The organism is Psittacicella hinzii (assembly GCF_003585885.1).
Classification (GTDB): domain Bacteria; phylum Pseudomonadota; class Gammaproteobacteria; order Enterobacterales; family Psittacicellaceae; genus Psittacicella.
In genome coordinates this window covers 1-17,823 of the sequence record NZ_NRHC01000083.1, presented here as the reverse complement: position 1 = coordinate 17,823, position 17,823 = coordinate 1, and the positions used below count along the sequence as shown (strand labels likewise).

At 34.9% G+C, this 17,823-nt stretch carries 17 protein-coding genes; 1 reads left to right on the top strand and 16 read right to left on the bottom strand.

The annotated features are described in order from the left end of the window. Positions 1-464: 464 nt before the first annotated feature. The 15 genes from CKF54_RS06345 to CKF54_RS06275 form a co-directional block, all read right to left on the bottom strand. Positions 465-944 (bottom strand): hypothetical protein, encoded by a 480-nt coding sequence (locus CKF54_RS06345; RefSeq protein WP_119525523.1) that lies wholly within the window; start codon positions 942-944, stop codon positions 465-467. 2 nt (positions 945-946) lie between these two features. Continuing rightward, complete coding sequence (locus tag CKF54_RS06340) at positions 947-3,241, bottom strand: MMPL family transporter (protein ID WP_119525522.1); 2,295 nt, start codon at positions 3,239-3,241, stop codon at positions 947-949. Positions 3,242-3,259: 18 nt separating this feature from the next. Then, entirely contained in the window at positions 3,260-3,850 is a 591-nt protein-coding gene (locus CKF54_RS06335; RefSeq protein ID WP_119525521.1) for a LolA family protein, read from the bottom strand. A 5-nt stretch (positions 3,851-3,855) separates the two neighbouring features. Continuing rightward, the gene (locus tag CKF54_RS06330) at positions 3,856-4,299 is read right to left on the bottom strand and encodes an acyl-CoA thioesterase (protein WP_119525524.1); all 444 of its coding nucleotides are present in this window, start codon (positions 4,297-4,299) and stop codon (positions 3,856-3,858) included. 73 nt (positions 4,300-4,372) lie between these two features. Beyond that, complete coding sequence (locus CKF54_RS06325; protein ID WP_119525520.1) at positions 4,373-4,795, bottom strand: excinuclease ABC subunit A; 423 nt, start codon at positions 4,793-4,795, stop codon at positions 4,373-4,375. Between the two features lie 63 nt (positions 4,796-4,858). Further along, positions 4,859-5,938: a glycosyl transferase family 2 gene (locus tag CKF54_RS06320; RefSeq protein WP_119525519.1), complete on the bottom strand. Its 1,080-nt coding sequence runs from the start codon at positions 5,936-5,938 to the stop codon at positions 4,859-4,861. Then, the gene (locus CKF54_RS06315; protein WP_119525518.1) at positions 5,935-6,660 is read right to left on the bottom strand and encodes a glycosyltransferase family 2 protein; all 726 of its coding nucleotides are present in this window, start codon (positions 6,658-6,660) and stop codon (positions 5,935-5,937) included. Before CKF54_RS06315 ends, CKF54_RS06320 begins: the two co-directional genes overlap by 4 nt. A 6-nt stretch (positions 6,661-6,666) precedes the next feature. After that, on the bottom strand, positions 6,667-7,956 hold the full coding sequence (locus tag CKF54_RS06310; RefSeq protein ID WP_119525517.1) for an AMP-binding protein: 1,290 nt from the start codon (positions 7,954-7,956) through the stop codon (positions 6,667-6,669). Positions 7,957-7,962: 6 nt separating this feature from the next. Then, positions 7,963-8,262 carry a hypothetical protein gene (locus tag CKF54_RS08075; protein ID WP_222987548.1) on the bottom strand — a complete coding sequence of 100 codons (300 nt, stop codon included), beginning with the start codon at positions 8,260-8,262 and terminating at the stop codon, positions 7,963-7,965. A 229-nt stretch (positions 8,263-8,491) separates the two neighbouring features. After that, positions 8,492-9,121, bottom strand: a complete 630-nt coding sequence (locus tag CKF54_RS06300; RefSeq protein ID WP_119525515.1) for a hypothetical protein — start codon at positions 9,119-9,121, stop codon at positions 8,492-8,494. Between the two features lie 6 nt (positions 9,122-9,127). Continuing rightward, entirely contained in the window at positions 9,128-9,391 is a 264-nt protein-coding gene (locus tag CKF54_RS06295; RefSeq protein WP_119525514.1) for an acyl carrier protein, read from the bottom strand. Positions 9,392-9,508: 117 nt separating this feature from the next. Continuing rightward, the gene (locus CKF54_RS06290) at positions 9,509-9,778 is read right to left on the bottom strand and encodes a phosphopantetheine-binding protein (RefSeq protein WP_119525513.1); all 270 of its coding nucleotides are present in this window, start codon (positions 9,776-9,778) and stop codon (positions 9,509-9,511) included. Then, complete coding sequence (locus tag CKF54_RS06285) at positions 9,778-10,545, bottom strand: lysophospholipid acyltransferase family protein (RefSeq protein ID WP_119525512.1); 768 nt, start codon at positions 10,543-10,545, stop codon at positions 9,778-9,780. The genes CKF54_RS06290 and CKF54_RS06285 overlap by 1 nt, the downstream gene beginning before the upstream one ends. After that, positions 10,530-11,273 (bottom strand): beta-ketoacyl synthase chain length factor, encoded by a 744-nt coding sequence (locus tag CKF54_RS06280; protein ID WP_119525511.1) that lies wholly within the window; start codon positions 11,271-11,273, stop codon positions 10,530-10,532. Before CKF54_RS06280 ends, CKF54_RS06285 begins: the two co-directional genes overlap by 16 nt. Positions 11,274-11,932: 659 nt before the next feature. Then, positions 11,933-14,587, bottom strand: a complete 2,655-nt coding sequence (locus CKF54_RS06275; RefSeq protein ID WP_119525510.1) for an ATP-dependent Clp protease ATP-binding subunit — start codon at positions 14,585-14,587, stop codon at positions 11,933-11,935. Between the two features lie 1,029 nt (positions 14,588-15,616). Here CKF54_RS06275 and CKF54_RS06270 point away from each other — a divergent pair. Beyond that, entirely contained in the window at positions 15,617-16,771 is a 1,155-nt protein-coding gene (locus tag CKF54_RS06270; protein ID WP_119525509.1) for a hypothetical protein, read from the top strand. Between the two features lie 236 nt (positions 16,772-17,007). Here CKF54_RS06270 and CKF54_RS06265 read toward each other — a convergent pair. Continuing rightward, on the bottom strand, positions 17,008-17,823 hold an 816-nt coding region (locus tag CKF54_RS06265; RefSeq protein ID WP_119525508.1), incomplete at its 5' end, for a TonB-dependent receptor domain-containing protein.

Below are 17,823 nucleotides of genomic sequence, written 5' to 3'. Positions count from 1 at the left end.
GTATAGCCTAAACATTTCTGAAACCTTCTTGGAAATAGGCTTCTTTTCACTAAAGCATATTGATATGATCTTCCAGTATTGAGCGATCGTTATGTGACTAAATGCTTTAGGTTCTTGGTATTTAGGCTTTAATACCTTAGGTTTTCTAGAGTATCCTCTGTTTTGTTTGCGTGACTTATTAACAGGTCTAAAGATACTACAGAGGCTAGGTAGTAGATACTCCCATATAGGTATTATTCTAGCTTTCCAAGGTAATTGTATGTTGAAGATGCTATTCGTTGAAGTCTTTTTGTGGACTTGGTCGTAGTTATCGCTTATAATAGGCATTAGTGGTTTCTCCGTAATGTGTAATTTATTATTTATTATACAGTTTTTCAAACTGTTAATAACAAGAAACCACTTTTTTTATGCCCAAAATTTGTTAAATTTTAATTTTTGTCACTAATTTTTACAATTCACCACAATTAAGAAGAAACTAAAGTTACTTGCCAGCTACGCTTATCAACCTCTACTTTAATTCCATCTTTAGTTGGATAAATACTCCAAAGTTTTTTGCCATTGAGATAGTACTCTTGGTGATCAGCAAAGTCTTTACGCTCTGAATAGTTCACTAATTGGTTGTCTGGGACTAAGTACATAGCTATAGCCGCAAATAGGTATCGCGTTTGGACATTGCTAGGTGGCACAAAACCATCTCTTTCCCAACCCTTAGCACTCATAACTAAACGAGTAATTGGGACACCAAGCGGATCACTTTGCAACCAACGCCATTGCTCTGGACTCACAAGTAGAACTAACAGAGAAGCTTGATCATTATTAGAAGTATCTACTAATTTAAATACATATTGCGAAGCTAAATTAGTAGAGTTTGGAAAGTTCTTTATTTGTGGTTGTGAGCTACAAGCTGCTAAAAAAACAGCGAGTAACAGGAGAATTTTTTTCACACTTAACCTCTTGCTTTATGATAAATCGTAAAGATAAGAATTAAATTAAAGAGCACCCCTAAACTTACTGTTATTCCAAAGGCTGCTACTGCTGGAGTAGAACTAAAGCCTAAGATCATAAAGGTAAGGATAGTTGTCATGGAAGTTAAGAGAATTGAAACTCTCTTATGCGCTAGAGGTTCATTCACGGTTTGCATGTAGGCAGTGTAATCTATCCCTATTGCTGAGATTAGTAAAAAACCGAACATAACAAACAAGCCTATAGTTATCCCTAACCAACCAAAAATTGCCGTAATAATAACAATCGACACTAACGGGATAAGTAACATCTTTAAGCTATTGACTAAACCAAAGACTTTCCATAAAAATAATAAAGCTAAAGCTATTGAGATTACTTTTAACCACATAGCTTGATCTCTAACTTCTTGGAAAGATTGATTTAGATGTCCAGCTTTATCCTGCCAAAATACTTCTTTATTATCGGCAAGAGAAGAAATAACTTGGATAGTTTGCGCATCTAACCCATTAAACTTAATTACCGAGGCATAAGTATCTGCTTCAAGTTTACCTAGATAAAGGAACTTCCAAGCTTTACCTAAATTAGTCTCTAATGCTTGCTCAAGACTTACAGGCTGATAATTTTTATAAGCCTCTAGCGCTTGAGTGATAGTATCACTAGAGATCCCTATGTTGTTTAAAGCTTGATATGACTCAGCTGGTAGTGAAGTAGTTAAGTAATTAGCCAAACTTAGCTGTTGCTCTTGATCCAAGAGCCATTGACTTAGAGAGGTAAACTCTACTTGAGCTTCTAATTTTTTTATCGCTTGACTTATTTGCGCATTTTTGGCTAATAATTGCTCTGGGTCTTTAGCGGTAATTAGCAAGTATTGGGTACTTAAATCAACACCTGTTAATTGGGCAATCTTTTTCGCTTGTTCTAGCATACTTGTTGGGATAGAAATCCACTGACGCATATTATCTTGCCAATGACTGCGCATTAACCCTAAGCCTACAACAAGCACGCCAAGCAAGATAAATACTTTTTTAGCTAAACTTGGAAGCTTAATTTGTAAGCTAGCATTTAAAAACTTAGGAACTTTTTTAATTGGTTTATTGTGATAGTTCTTAAATAAACTTGGTAAGAAGATATAAGTACTTAGTACAGAAGCTATTAAAGCTCCAGCTGAGAAAAATGCTGTCTGCTTTAAGATAGGTAAAGTTGTAAAAGCTAATAAAATATAGCCTAGTACCGTGATTAGAAGACTAATAAAAAATGTAAAAGCTAGCTGTTGCATACTAGCTCTTCCTTGCCACTGTTGCTTAAAGAGAGCTGAAGATAACCAATGCAACGGAAAATCAATTAAAACCCCAATTAGACTCGTACCTATAACTAAAGTCATAATATGGATTTTGCCAAATATAACGAGAGTTAAAGCTATACCCCAAGCTAAACCTATAAAAATTGGTAAGAATAACCATAAACTTTTAAGGCTACGAAAAACTACTAGCAAAAGAGTTAAAGTTAAGCTTATACCTATAATTGACATATAGGTACTTTCTTTTTCTGCCTGTTGCTGTGTAGTTGCTGAAAACAGACTCGCACCTGTGATCAGCATTTGCCCTTGGTTTTCTTGGACTAAAGCTTGAGTTTGGGAAACAAGGTTTAACAGACTTGTTTGATCTCCGGCAAAACTATGCCCTGCTAACTCACCGGTTAAAAGTATCCAAGTTATGTCACCCTCTTGCACGTATACCATATTATGCTGGTAATCCCATTGTACTTTAGGATTATTAACCGCTTGGGTTAAGGTAAAACGTGTAAAACCTAACCAATCTTGGTTTGCCGGAATAATACTCGATTTAAGAAAAGGATTAACTATTTCTTGCGCATACTGCTGAAAATATTCAGTAGGTTGCTTATAGAGTTGCTCTACTACTCTACTCGGCAAAGTCGCAAAACTTAGATATTTTATTTCTTGCTTGAGAGCTTCTAAATCTAAAGAAATCTGCTCTTTTTGACCAAAGAGATTACTCTGTTGCCAAAGACTTTCTACTTCTTTAGCTAAAGCAAAAGCTTGTTCACGATCATTTTTTCCTATTAGAGCCACTACTTGCTTATTCAAAGCTTGAGTTTGCTGATTATCAGCAAGAATTTGTACTTGGCTCCAAGATTGCTCTTTTGGCAACAAAGAGGTTAAGTCTGTATCTAACCAATTGTTAGCATAAAAACGGTTCCCTAAGAAAATTACTAGTAATAAACAAAGCAAACCAAAAGTATATTTACCAACTAGTCGCATATTAGTTCTCGAGGAAAATTAAGATAAAGCTTGGCTCACAAAACTATTAATTGGAGTGTCAACTTCTAAGTTGCTAAACTTAATTAAGGTACGATCACCTTGTACTTCATTTAAAGTAATCTCCTGAACTAAATCCCCACCTTTGATTTCAATATTAGTAAAGATTTGTTTCATTACTAAACCTTTTGGAGAGAGAACTAAAGTCCAAGCGCTTGCCTCACCTGTCAGATCTAGAGTAAATAGCTGACTAATACTTTCTAAATCTCCAGAGAGTAAACCTAAGAAAATCTTAATTTGCGTCTCTTGCCCTAATTGTTGTGAAGATACCCAACTTTCTCCATTCCACTGCGCAATTCCTTTCTCATTGATACGTAAACTTAAAGCAAATGGAGTTTTCATCTGCCAAACTAAGCCTGTGTTCTTGAGTAAAGCAAACTCTCCTGTTGCACTAATGGCAACCGGCATACCACTAAGGTATCTTTGTTGTAAAAAATCTCCTTGCACGCTATTAGGCTTAGATAACTGTTGCACCAAATCACTTTGACTAAAAGCCAAAGTTAGAGGAGAGAAAATAAAAAGGGTAATAAAAAGTATAAATTTGTTCCACATAAAGTTTACAATTGCTTAAATTCAGGGTAGCTCTCAACCGCTTGACAAAAAGATTTAGGAGTTTGCAACTGGGTTTCTAAAGTTTGCATATCCACAGCAACTTGCATAGTTGAAGCCTTAGTTAACTTATCATTAGTTTTAGCATCAACAATTAAATACTCAAAACGTAATGAAGTTTCATACTCAACTAGATTTACAATCACTCGGATCTTTTGATGAAAAACACAAGGTTTTATATATTTGACATTAAGTTGAACAATTGGCCACGCATAACCCTGCTCTTTCATAACGTCATAATTGTAGGAAATTTGATCTAAAAATGCACAGCGAGCCATCTCTAAATATTTGACATAATTCCCATGCCACATAATATTCATGGAGTCTACATCAAAAAACTGAATCTCATATTCAGAACTATGACTAGCGTACACATGTCTACTTTTACGCATAAATTTAATAAATAAATTAATCAACAAGGCTAGCTCATTGATTAATTTATTCCTTAATTGTCTCACCGATTAATTATTTTAAAATATCTGCTCGTAAAACTACATTACCAACAAAAGTACCAGAGTGACATTCATACTGCGTCGGACTTGCATAAGGTACTTTGTTGTAATAACTTACGATATTACTTACAATAGTTGCGCCATTTTTACGTGCATAGTCTTGCAGAGCAAGAACTGCACTTACAAAGGCAATTTGACAACCATTTAGGTCTGCTTTATTAAAGTTGTTAGTTGAGCGACTAGTTTTTATATTAGAAGCAACAACTTTTCCTGGCACACTTTTAGCAAAGTACAGTTTGATATTTGGATCAACTTTTTCTTTTGCTACTTGCGTATTAAGTGCGTCTTGAATACTACGATATGAAGTATCATTACGTGCACATGAAGCCAGTAAGATAACGCCAGAAGCTAATAAAATTTTGCTTAAGAGTTTCATATTAAATTCTCCATATAAACATTAGCCAGAAGTCTAATAATTTTTTTGCCAAAAGTCGATGTTTTATTTTTGCCAAAAGTCAAAAAAGTTAAACCAATATAAAGGATACTTTCTGCATTTAGCTTCTAAATGTTGAGCATAGGTCGATATTAGCTGTTTAATCTTCTGCGTACGTTTTGCTCCTTTTTCTGTAATTACTGGAGCAAACTTTTCCAAACTAATAATTATCTGTTGTTTTTGTTTAATACAATAGATAAAGTTAATTGGAGTCTGCAATAAACTCGCTAAAATCCACGCACCAAGAGGAAACTTAGCTTGATGACCTAAAAAGTCCTCGGTTACATATTTATCGCCATTCTCACTTAAGCGATCAGCTGAAATCGCAAACCATTCGCCTCGCTCTACACGATTAGCAAGATTAAGCATTTGCTGTGAATCTAAACTATCAACAGTAATAATGTTAAAGTTTTGCCCCATCTGCTTATCCCCACTTTTACTTAAAACTTTATGTAGTTTTTGGGAATTCTTTTTATCGAGTAAGATATTTAACTTAAAGTCTTTATGAGCTTTGTAGTGTAAAAAGGTTTGACAAATTTGGATACTACCTATATGAGAAAAGAAGAATACTTGCCCACGTTTACCTGCAGGATCTTGACTAACTTCTGCCAATAAGTTATCAGGATCCTCTACTAACAACTCACGATAGACCTTACGACCTTGTGCGCTAGCTACACGATTAACCACACTATCAGCAAAGTTTACTACTTGCTTAAGAGGCGCTAAAAAACCTAATTTTAAATCAGGAAAGTAACTTGTTAAATTATCCTGATACTTTTTTATATCCCCTCTAAGAGTTTTATTAGTGAAGTAGTAAAAACTAGCAACTACATAGGTAGTTAAAGTTATAAACCATAAAGGCGTGTACTTAACAATAAGTCCGGTGAGAGTTAGAAAGAAATTATTGCCTTTTTCTTTTTGGTTATACCAATTTTTCTTTTCTTGCTTTAGCTGATCGGCTTGCCTTTGCTGATCGGCTTGATTTACTTGATCAGCTTGATCGGCTTGATCGGCTTGATCAGCTTGATCAACTTGCTTTGTCTGATTTTCCAGATTTACCTGATTTTCTTGTTTTGCTGTACTCATAGTTTTTTTCCTGTTATTACTCTTTGTAACATACCAAAAAACAGACGAGCGTGCATTTTACTAATTAACCAGTTATCTTTAAAACCACGAAAATGAGATACTTCATTAGACTGATAAGTTACCGGAGTAGGAAGCCAAACTAAAGGAATTTGTTGCCAATGACTTCTAACTAAAATCTCGGTATCAAAATCCATACGATCACCGATAGATTGGTTATTAATCAACTCAACCATAGGTTGTAAAGGATATAGTCTAAAGCCACACATCCCATCGCGTAAATCAAGCGACCAAGTGTTAACCATATTCCAGAAGTTTGTGATCTTACGCCCATAGAGACGAGCTTTTGGAGCGTCATCTGAGTACACCGGTTGCCCACAAATCAGAGCTTGAGGTGTATTGGCGCTTGCTTCGAGAAACTTTGGAATATCGTCAAGACGATGTTGACCGTCGGCATCTACTTGTATTGCATGCGAATATCCTTGAGCATGAGCTAAGGTAAAGCCTACTTTCACCGCAGCTCCTTTACCTTTATTTGCTGAACAAAAGTGCACTTGCACTTTTTCACTTTCTAAGCTACGTAATAAGTCATGCTTACTTGTATCAGAGCCATCATCAACAATTAAAATTGGTAAACTATACGCTGACAATTGTTCAACAACTGAAGAAATAGTCTTAAAGTGGTTGTAATGTGGAATTATGATAATCGTACTATTTTCAGTCATCCAATCCTACTCCTTGATGAGCTCAATAATCTCATCTTTGATAATTTTAGCTTGGCTATTGCGAGGCAATTTCGGAATAAAGCGCCAATATCTTGGTAATACACTAGTTTCTTGACTTAATTGCAGATGTTGACGCAGTAATTTAACCACTGCTCGCTTATCTTGCTCTGCAAAAACTTGCTTACCTAAAACACTAAGCTCAGCTAAGACCACCAGACGTGGTTGACTAGGATGCAAACAAATATAGCAATCTTTTACCAAATCACTTTTTAATAGGTCGCGTTCCATCTTCACAAGGGATACGCGCTTATCGTTTAGCTTTACTATACGATCTAATCGTCCTAAAAGTTTAAAACCTTGAGCTGTAAATTCAATTGCGTCATTAGTTTGCTCTCTCGCCTCTAACCAAGGAGCTTGCGTCCACAGCGCTCCACGCTCATCTACCCCAATTGGAGCTAAAGCTTGCCAATCGCGATGATGCCAACGCCCTGCAATCGCACCTGTTTCGGTACTACCGTAGATTTCCAACAGTTTAATTCCTAGAGTCTGACGTAGATTATTCCCTGTTGCTTCCGGAAGCTCACCGCCAGAAGAAATAATACAAATTGGCTTTGCCATTTCTAACTGGGGATTAGGGATAAGAATATTATTTAGTAAAGTCGGACTATTAATCCAGACACAAGCTAAAGGTGATTTCTGACTTTGCAAAATCAAATCTTCGCTATAAACTAATTGCTTTCTCCCTAGTACCCAACCTTGAGCAAGTGCTAAAAACACCGCAAAGGTTAAGCCATACATATGTTGCAAACTTACACTACGCAGAGCTTGCACAGGCTGCTCAAATTGTAACTCTTTACCGAGTCTTGCAACTTCTTCCCACAGCTGTTGAGCTTTACGCTTAATGATTTTGGCTTGTCCACTACTGCCAGAAGTTTTTAAAAAGATTTCACTTTGAGAAGGAAAGTTTATAAGTTGCTCGAGATTAGAATATGATTTTACAATTTGCTCTTTAGCAAAAGTTGAAAACAATTGGTCATCAATAAAGAGATCACTATTATCTCTAGCCCATTGTTGGTTTTCGGGAAGTAAATCTGGAGGTAGTAATATATGGGTATGCGTTTGTAAACAAGCTAATAATAAGCAAGCAAATTCACAAGTATCAGTGAGATAGAGAGAAACGGTTTTGATCTGTTGCTCTTGCAGTTCTAGCACAATTTGCTGGACGCGCTGACAAAACTCATCTCTTGATACTTCTGGCGCAAAAGCTATAGGTAAAGGTTGCAAAAACTGATTCATGAAATGTTATGACACCTTAATGACAAAGATACGATACAGATATTCCCCAAGAAAAAGTATTCCCATTAAAATATAAGAAATAAAACTTGAGTAAATACCCCAAAAGTACCACCAAGAGTTAAAAATAGCTAAAGCTATAATTGCTATATTAAAAATAAAGAAAAAACACCAGAGAATGGTGACCTTACGGGTGTACTCTACTGCTTGAGGTGGTAAATCTGGTTGCTTAATACGCGCTAAACGCTCAACCAAACTTTGCTTACTAAATAAACTTGCTCCAAAAATAACTAGCATCATGCCACTCATAAGCGCAGGATACCAATGCATCAAATATAAGTTTTTTGAGCAAGTAATTAGGATGAGAACAAAAGCAACTGCAAAATAGAAAAAGCGTTGCTTTTGTTTAACAAGGATAGCTTTTAACAACCAAAGGGTTGCTAAAAGCAACAATACTATTGTTAAAATTGTTGCTTGTCTATCAGCAAAAGATAACCAAAGAACTGGATATAAAATCGAGGTAAGAGTTAATGCTAGATTAACTATTTGGATCCACATAAACTAAAAAACCTTTAACACTTGGTTCACTAGCTGAAGTCATTTTAAAAGCCACTCTGCCTCTATTACTTTCGTGCTTAATTGTCAAAGTCACTTGATCAAGTGGTCTCGTGAACTTTTGGAATTTTAAATTAGTTATATTGCGTGAAGATGGGATCTCTGGGTAAAGTTGTTGTACTAGCTTTTCTATCCACCCTAGTAAAACTACCCCAGGTACCAAAGGAAAACTCGCAAAATGATCACGAAAATAAATCAGATCTAAAGGCACTTGTCCAGTAAAAGTAAACGAGTCATTTTCTTGAGTATGGCTCAGCCAAATAACTTCCGTTTGCTTTTGCGTACTAAATTCCAAGACTTGAGCTGGAGTTAAATCATTTGCTTGTGCTTGGGTTAAGTAATATAGGTCAATTTCAACTTGAGAACTCGAAACAACTTCTGCAATTAAAGCTTGTCTACCTTGAGATTTATAAATTTCAATCCCTGCCTCATTTAAACCTAACCAAGCAACAAGCTGTTGGTCTTGCTGACGCAAGACTACAGCTTGTTCTACCCACGGTAAAGTTTTTAATTTACTCGCTAATTCTTCTATTACTGTAAAGGTAGGTTGCATAATGATTTATTTTTGATCCGCAGTAGCTTGGCTTTGTACTTTTTCTACAGCTTGAATCACATCTCTAACTGTACGTACTGTACGGAAATCTTCAGCGTTTAATTTGTAACCAGTTTTACGTTTGATGTAATCAATTAAATCTATCGCATCAATACTATCAATATCTAAATCTTCATAAAGATTAGTATCTAGATTAATTTCATCGCGATTTACTTCGAATAACTCAACAAGAGCGTCTGTTAAAATATTTTGAATTTCAATCTCTGTCATAAAATAATCAATATTTGGTTAGAAAATAATAAAGCTAAATGTAAAACTATTGAGTTTTTATCTGTTTTTTGTCTGTTTTAATCTGCTTTTGTCTGTTTTGATCTACTTTGATCACTACTATGCTTTTTCAGCTTGTAACTTTTGAATAAACGCAGTTAATGTTTGCACATTTGCAAATTGTTCATTTAAGTTGTACTTTTCTACATCAAAAGTTACACCGAACTTTTTCTGTAACTCAATACCTAACTCAAGTGCATCAACCGAATCTAAACCTAACCCCTCTTCACTAAATAATGGAGCGGTATCATCGATATCTTCAACGGTTAAGTCTTCTAAAGCTAAGCTATCAATAATTAATTGTTTAATTTGAGTTGTTAAATCGCTCATTAAATCTCCTGCGTTTCTCGATTAAATAATTCTTCAAGTTCTTTGTTAAGTTTACGAGCTGCTAAAGGTAAAGGTTTTTCCTTTAAACGCTCTTGTGGGTCAATATCATCAGCGACAATAATATCGTAGCGTACAGTTTTTCTGGCAATGTGATACCAAGGTTGATTCTTTTTCAAACTTGGAGGGCTAGCTTTGATAATTACTGGAGTAATAACTTTGGCACTTCTTAAACCTATAGATACAGCTCCACGGTGAAGCTTAACAAGGTTATCTTCCCCTGTACGAGTTCCCTCTGGGAAAATCAGTAAAGCTTGCTCGGTTAATACTTGGTGACATGTATCTAACAAATCTTCCGATTCGGTATTAGGTATAAATCCACAAGCTTTTATCGCTCCACGCATGCTGTAGTTATTTAATAAGCTTTTTTTAACTATACAGTTAATTGTGTTAGCCTTACTAAATACTATAACTATATCTAATAAAGTTGGATGGTTAGCTAAGATTAATTGCCCAGGGCGTCCGAGCTTTTCAATTCCATGAAAATGACATTCTATGACGCGATTCCAGGTTAAAAACTTAACTAGTAAACCCCAGATCTTGCTAACAAATTTTCTCGCTTCTAGTTGAGTTTTTAAATCAGCATGAGGATATTTACGTGCATAACGAAAATGCAGATAAATATTTAGCAAAAAGCCAACTACCCCAAAGAAAACAAAACCAAAAAGAGTTCCAATGAGTCTTATACCATAAGCTAATTTTTGCACCATTTCCAACTCCTTTCTTGGGCATAAGAATCCCAACTTTGTAAGCCTAACTTCTGGGATTTAATAAACAGCAAATTGCTGTCGATAAAAGGAGGTTGAGGCAAAGTAGCTTCTTCAACCATGGTTAAAGTATAGTCATTACCAGGAACAACAACCAACGCAAGGGCATAGCTTAAAGGTAACTGTAAGTCTTGCTCACGATAATCAAACTTCGAAGAAAGCTCTCCCTCAACTAAGAGGATTACTACTTTTTTGTGTCCCTCTTGCAAAAGAGTGTAAGCTTTTAATAAGCTAACTTCAAGATTTTCGTAAAGACTACTAATGGCTGTTGATTCTTGTGTTACTTTCTTTAAGATAGACCATTGACCAATTAGAGCATTATGCACTGAAAGACCAAAAGAAGTAGGTGAAATTGATCCCTCTGTAACTAAACTTTGAATTAGTTCTAGAGAGCGATTGATTTCACTTCTAAGAGAAGCATATATGACAGGATAATTATCCTCTTGATTGGTCAAATCCCAAGCTGCTTCAAACATTAAACGAGCTTCATTATTTAATCTGCGTCTCTGTGCTAATGGAAGAAAATCTAATTTCGGTTTTATCGATTCACGCGTTTGAATTTGTTCGTACCAATAAGAAGCCTCTTCTTTCCATTCGTGCTCTGCCACTTCACGATTTAAGGCAAAATTCCAAGACTCAATACTAAAATTAAATTTACAAATTACATTCATTGATATAAATATTAACGAGTACAGTTAAAATAAATTTTCTTGAAAAAGATATTGTTACAACTTTCTATTAATTATGACTACAAAAAATTATACACATATGTGTAAATTGAGAATGTATATTGTAATTTCTTAAGGAGTTGATGATATAAATCTCTCAACATCTACAAAGGTAAACTTATAATGATGATCCGTTACCACGGAGTTTTTATCAATACCAATATATAGAACCCTAGTATATATTGGCTAGTTTTACTTGACTTTTCAAAAAGTGAGCATAATTATATAGATACCTATTTATTATACATTATTTAAATACGAATATAGGCTTTCAATCACATATTTATATGTGAAAAAATCAATAAAGTGCAGACTTTAGCAATATAGATTAGCCTCCTTACCTTAAGGCAGAATGAAAGTGATTAATATTTTTTGCTCATTTAACTGGCAAGAAAAAATTCCTTGCCCTGCAAAATTCCTTGCCTTGCAAAATTCCTTGTCCTGCAAAGTTTCTTGTCCTACAAAATCCATTAGCAAATTTTACACATAGAAAAGAGGCATGAACATTTAGTTCATGCCTCTTTCTTATTTGACTGTTGCCAATCTTACTTTTCCAATCTTGGTAGGTTAGAAAAATCCAAGATCTTTAACTAAGACTTCTCTTAGAAGAACACTTCATGTGGAGAAGCTGGTTCAACTTTGAATACTAATGGTTCAACATCAGGAGTTGTATCTTCATCTACATAGCTTGAGTTACGCTCAACAATCACATAAGAATGTTCAGGAGCTTGACCGCTAATAATTAGACGAGATAATGGGTTCTCAATGTAGTTAGTAATTACACGTTTTAATGGACGTGCACCAAACTCACGATCATAACCTACATCACATAAGAAGTCTAACGCACCATCTTCCACTTTTAATAAAAGTTCTTGATAACGTAAACGCGAATTTAAACGATTGATTTGAATTTGCGCAATGCGTTTCATGTCTTCTTTTGCTAATGGGTGGAAGACAACAATATCATCGATACGGTTTAAGATCTCTGGTTTGAGATATTGTTTTAAGATCTCTAATTCCATATCACGTAATTTTTCATATGGTAAATCAGAGTTCTCCATAATCTCACGAGAACCAATATTCGAAGTCATGATAATAACTGTATTACGGAAGTTAACTACACGACCTTGACCATCTGTTAATTGACCATTATCAAGGATTTGTAAGAATACGTTAAACACATCAGGGTGTGCTTTTTCCACTTCGTCAAAGAGCACAATTGAATAAGGATTACGACGTACAGCTTCAGTTAATTGACCACCTTCTTCGTAACCTACGTAACCAGGTGCAGCCCCGATTAAACGAGAAACTGTGTGTTTTTCCATGTACTCTGACATATCAATACGTACGATATTTTCATCATTATCGAATAATTGATATGCAAGTGCTTTAGCTAACTCAGTTTTACCAACCCCTGTAGTACCTAAGAATAAGAAACTACCTAATGGTTTTTTATCATCTTGGATATGTGCACGTGAACGACGTACCGCATTTGATACTACCTGAATAGCTTCTGGTTGACCAATTACATACTCACCAAGTACATTTTCAAGATTTAATAATTTTTCTTTTTCAGATTGTTGTAACTTACTTAAAGGAATACCAGTTTGTTGGCTAATTATTTCCGCAACTTCTTTTTCAGTTACACGCGTACGAATTAGTTGGTAATCAAAGTCTTCATTACCTAATTGCTCTAGTTGTTTTTCTAAAGCAGGAATATCTTGGTAACGTAAACGTGAAGCAACTTCATATTCACCAGCTTGTTGTGCACGCTCAGCTTCTAATTTTAATTTCTCTAATTTGATTTTGAGATCTTGATCTGCATTTAAACGAGATTTTTCTGAGTTAAGAACTTCTTTTAAAGAATCATATTCTTGTTCTTTAGTTTGGATCTCAACTTCAATTTTTGCTAAACGTTTTTTACTTTCTTCATCTTCTTCTTTACTTAAAGCAAATTGAGAGATTTTTAACTCATCAATCGCATTACGTAAACGAATCATTTGCGTTGGTTCAGAAGAAATTTCCATACTGATTTTTGACGCAGCTTCATCGATTAAGTCGATTGCCTTATCTGGTAAAGTACGGTCTGTAATGTAACGGTTAGATAATACTGCAGCAGCAACAATTGCAGAGTCTGTAATTTGCACTTTGTGGTGTAAAGAATATCTTTCTTTTAAACCACGAAGAATATTCACAGTATCTTCAACACTTGGTTCTTCCACCATTACTTTTTGGAAACGACGTTCAAGTGCAGAATCTTTTTCAATGTATTGACGGTACTCATTTAAAGTAGTTGCACCAATACAGTGAATTTCACCACGTGAAAGTGCTGGTTTTAATAAGTTACCTAAATCCATCGCACTATCACCAGTTTTACCTGAACCTACAATTTGGTGTAACTCGTCAATGAAAAGAATAACGTTAGTTGAAGAGCTTTTTAAAGCATCTAACATTTTTTTGATTTTCTCTTCAAATTGACCACGGTATTGGGTACCAGACATTAATGCACCTAAGTCAAGGCTAAGAATACGAGCATTTTTTAAGCTTTCAGGTACATCACCTTTAACAATTAATTGAGCAATACCTTCAACTACTGCAGTTTTACCAACCCCAGGTTTACCAATTAGTACTGGGTTGTTTTTACTTCTTCTTTGAAGAATTTGTAAAGAACGGTTGATCTCTTCGTGACGACCAATTACAGGATCAAGTTTACCTTGTTCCGCTAATTCTGTTAAGTCAGTTAAGAAAGCTTTTACTTCATCAGTTAAAGCATTGTCGTCTGAAGAATCTACTGTACGACCTTGACGTAAGAATTTAATTGTTGCTTCAATATTTTTTGCAGTGAAATCATCTTTTTGTGGTAAAGATAAGAAAATATTACGTAACACATTATTGTGATTTGTATCTTCAACCACTGCTAATAAATATAACTCTAGCGAAGCATATTTATCCCCAAAACGTGAAGTTAAAACTAATGCACGATTAAAGTGCGCACTTAAAATCGAGTCCGCATCTTTTTGCATTGAGTTGTCACTTACTGTTGGTAGAGATCCTAAACGTTGTTCTACAGCTTGGCTTACAGTTGCAAGGTTAACCCCCATAGTGCTTAGTAAGCTAGATAGAGGATTTGCTTGGCTTTCTAAAGCCGCTTTCATTAAGTGTAAGTCTGTTACTTGCGCATGCTGTGCTTGGTCAGCAATTTGTTGCGCTCTAGTAAAAGTATTGATTAAACTATTTGTAAATCTTTGTTCAGACATAAATATTTAGTTTCCTTTTGTTTATTTTTTGTTTCTATTTTTTTACACGTATATTATACCGCTCGATTTTTATTTTTTAAAGTAAAAATTTTAAAAAATTGCATAATTTTATTATTTTTATCAGTATTTACGTCTAAATCTCGACAAATATATTAGTAAAAAACTTATGAATTATGTAAAAATAAACTTGAGTATCCTCCCCTGTTATTAATAAAACAGTCAGTTTTACCCTCGTTTAACTCCTATAAAAAAGTATCTTAAAGGGGATATACGGGGATATACAGAAGAACCTAAGAAACACTTAAACAAAATTAACTAAACGCACCCCCTATTACTATTACAAATTTCCAACGCTGTTCCTGCCTACCAATCTGATCCAGCCTGAACCTCCCAAATTTTGAACAAAAGAAAAACTCAGAAACCGAAGTTTCTGAGTTCTTTATCAAAAGTAGTCACGGGAAACTAACTACTTTTATCTAACTAATTGAAGGATACTAAAAGTATACTGCTAATATGTAACAGTATTTAGGCATACATCGATCCGTAGCTGTATGTTTTTCCCTAAAACCATTACCTTCATTTCCCTCTTCCTTTTAGGAACCCAAAAAAGCCAATAACAAAGCCTATTGTTTTAGAAGATTAACCTTCTAAACCTTAATGGGATCACTAAAACCTAGTAAAAAAAATTTTGGGTATGCAAGTAAATTACCTGTGACCTCAAAGAAGACCAAAGCTCTAAGTTTTAGCTTTACAAAAATTCCAAGATCTCTAAAGCAAAAGAGCTAACTTTTGATTATTCTTCTTTTAGTTAAAACCCCAGTGGGGTAATTATATTATAGGACAATTTAGAGAATTTTGAGCAATTTTTTATTAGTTAATCATCGCTAATCTTCGCTTATCTTCGACTATCTTGGCTTATCCTCGCTTATTCCCACTTATCTTCACTAAAGAGAAAATATCATTTATACAGTTGCTAACAATTCTTTATATAATAAGATAAGTAAAGACCAATAAATCAGGACTAACAGCATGCGCAAAGCAACTGAAAATTTATTTCAAAAGATGTCTCAAGTAGACAAAGAACAGACTAAACGAATTTTAGCTTGGTACCATGGTACAGGTGAGCTTATCGAGGGACTTAGTAATGTCGATATTGTAAAAAATATCGCTAAGAGTAACAAGACAACTATGCAAGATATAGTTGCAGCTAACTCCTGCTTATCTGCCAAATTTAAACGAACCGTTACAAGTAGCCAACTCATGATGTTTTGTGACATCTATGCCATAGACTTTAATCAGCTCCTCTCACCCAAACTTGATTTCGCTAGTATCAAAATGGTGCAATCTCAAGACTTGAGAACAAAACAGTCATACCTCACTAAGTTTATCTGCTTAGATAGATCTGCGATTCATCAGTTTGTCCTTGAAGCCTACCGATACTTTAATGTCATGGGCAGTAAGTTCTCTGTTGAATTAGGTTTTGTTCCCTCCTATACCGATAACGTACGCACTAACTCAACTATTGCTCAAAATGTTCTAGATGCTCTTAGTTTACGCTTTGACTTGCGAGGCGCTAATTATCTTCCTTTTATTGAGTATTGTCTTGAGAAAAAACTGCTAGAGAAAAGATCTTTACTAAGAGATGAAAACTTTTTAAATTTTCTTGACAAAGTTTGTCCCCCAGAAGAGGTTAAAAAGTTTACTAAAGGTTTTAACAGAGATATTCACAATAAGAAAAATACTCCAAGCATAAATAGAAAAAGACCGTTAAAGATCATCACATCTTTCCCAATAGAAGAATATAATGCAAAACTTTATAACAATAGACTTCCTCCTCAAGTGACCTCCATGGGAGAAATTTATTGTGGAGAACTCATTGATGTAGAGATAAATAATGACAGTCTATTTAACCAAACTACTCCTGGAGATATTATAAGGTTTACTAAAATAGACAAATTTATTGGTGATGGTTTGTACCTTATTATTGACCCTGACCACTCAATAGAAACTCTTTCATATATCCAAACCCAAGAACATAAAATAGACAACGAAATGGTAAAGTTTGCCATTACTATTACCCAACCATTTGAACCTAATGTATACCATTTCAAGGATTTCCTAGAAACCATACAAATAGTTGGCGTTGCTTGCTTCCAGTTTGTTAAGAAAAAAGACAAGCAGTAGCTACCTTAGCTATAATCACAAAACTACAAAACCAACCAATGAATAGCTACATTAGCTATCATCGTAAAATCCTAAAATCCCAAGCGACAAAATCACAAAACCAAAGAAAGGTTGCAACAAAAGTTGCAACCTTTCCAAGATATGAGAATTAGAGGTTTGCGCTAAGTAAAAGCAAAACTTCCTTAGCGCTAAGGTAACTTCTACAAATTTAGATTAGAAGTCATAACGTAATTAGATTAGAAGTCATAACGTAAAGTTACGTAGAAAGTACGACCTGGTTCTGTAAATGAATCCGCGTTAGCTTCTGTAACTCCAGATACTCCACCATTTGCTTCAAAGAAGTTAGTGTAGTAGTAAGAGATATTAGACCAATCTACATATTTAGTATCAAATAGGTTCGAAATTCCCGCACCTAGAGTTAGAGACTTAAGTGGTTTCCAGTAAAAATCTAAATCAACTGTTGAGTAAGCTTTGGTTGGGTTGTACATATTTGCCCCAACGTTTAGATCTTTAGTATCACGTTTATCAGTCCAGTTCCAAGTAACTTTACCACCCCATACTTGAGTTTCGTAGCTAAAACCTAGAGAAGTTTTTAACGGATCTGTTGAGTTCATTGATGAATAAACACCTAGATCATCAGTTTGACTTCCTTTAGCATAAGCAATTGACGCAAATACATGGTAGTTGTTGTAGAATTTTACCTTACCATTAGCAGCAAAACCGTAGATTTTTGCATCTTTTTGGTTAGCGTAAGAGAAGTAAGCATAACCAGAATCTGTAGTACGGTCTATACGACGACTAATAAAGTTTTTGTACTTATTAACAAAACCTGTAACTTGGTAGTTAAAGTCAGCAGTTTGTCCTTTGAAACCTAACTCGAAGTTACGAGAAGTTTCTGGTTTTAAGCTTGGGTTACCAATGATGTACTGTTGGTTACCACGTTGGAAGTAACCGTATAGTTGTTGTACTGATGGCGCACGGAAACCATGACTATATTGGAAGTATGGCGTAAACGCATCAACAACTTTGTATTCTAACCTATTTTCCCGTTT

What these genes read in the sequence shown, in the direction of transcription:
- CKF54_RS06325 (WP_119525520.1), bottom strand. Translation starts at nt 4,795, where the DNA reads ATGAAACTCTTAAGCAAAATTTTATTAGCTTCTGGCGTTATCTTACTG.
- CKF54_RS06310 (WP_119525517.1), bottom strand. Translation starts at nt 7,956, where the DNA reads ATGAATCAGTTTTTGCAACCTTTACCTATAGCTTTTGCGCCAGAAGTA.
- CKF54_RS08075 (WP_222987548.1), bottom strand. Translation starts at nt 8,262, where the DNA reads ATGAGTGGCATGATGCTAGTTATTTTTGGAGCAAGTTTATTTAGTAAG.
- CKF54_RS06290 (WP_119525513.1), bottom strand. Translation starts at nt 9,778, where the DNA reads ATGAGCGATTTAACAACTCAAATTAAACAATTAATTATTGATAGCTTA.
- CKF54_RS06330 (WP_119525524.1), bottom strand. Translation starts at nt 4,299, where the DNA reads ATGCGTAAAAGTAGACATGTGTACGCTAGTCATAGTTCTGAATATGAG.
- CKF54_RS06340 (WP_119525522.1), bottom strand. Translation starts at nt 3,241, where the DNA reads ATGCGACTAGTTGGTAAATATACTTTTGGTTTGCTTTGTTTATTACTA.
- CKF54_RS06270 (WP_119525509.1), top strand. Translation starts at nt 15,617, where the DNA reads ATGCGCAAAGCAACTGAAAATTTATTTCAAAAGATGTCTCAAGTAGAC.
- CKF54_RS06315 (WP_119525518.1), bottom strand. Translation starts at nt 6,660, where the DNA reads ATGACTGAAAATAGTACGATTATCATAATTCCACATTACAACCACTTT.
- CKF54_RS06285 (WP_119525512.1), bottom strand. Translation starts at nt 10,545, where the DNA reads ATGGTGCAAAAATTAGCTTATGGTATAAGACTCATTGGAACTCTTTTT.
- CKF54_RS06300 (WP_119525515.1), bottom strand. Translation starts at nt 9,121, where the DNA reads ATGCAACCTACCTTTACAGTAATAGAAGAATTAGCGAGTAAATTAAAA.
- CKF54_RS06275 (WP_119525510.1), bottom strand. Translation starts at nt 14,587, where the DNA reads ATGTCTGAACAAAGATTTACAAATAGTTTAATCAATACTTTTACTAGA.
- CKF54_RS06295 (WP_119525514.1), bottom strand. Translation starts at nt 9,391, where the DNA reads ATGACAGAGATTGAAATTCAAAATATTTTAACAGACGCTCTTGTTGAG.
- CKF54_RS06335 (WP_119525521.1), bottom strand. Translation starts at nt 3,850, where the DNA reads ATGTGGAACAAATTTATACTTTTTATTACCCTTTTTATTTTCTCTCCT.
- CKF54_RS06320 (WP_119525519.1), bottom strand. Translation starts at nt 5,938, where the DNA reads ATGAGTACAGCAAAACAAGAAAATCAGGTAAATCTGGAAAATCAGACA.
- CKF54_RS06280 (WP_119525511.1), bottom strand. Translation starts at nt 11,273, where the DNA reads ATGAATGTAATTTGTAAATTTAATTTTAGTATTGAGTCTTGGAATTTT.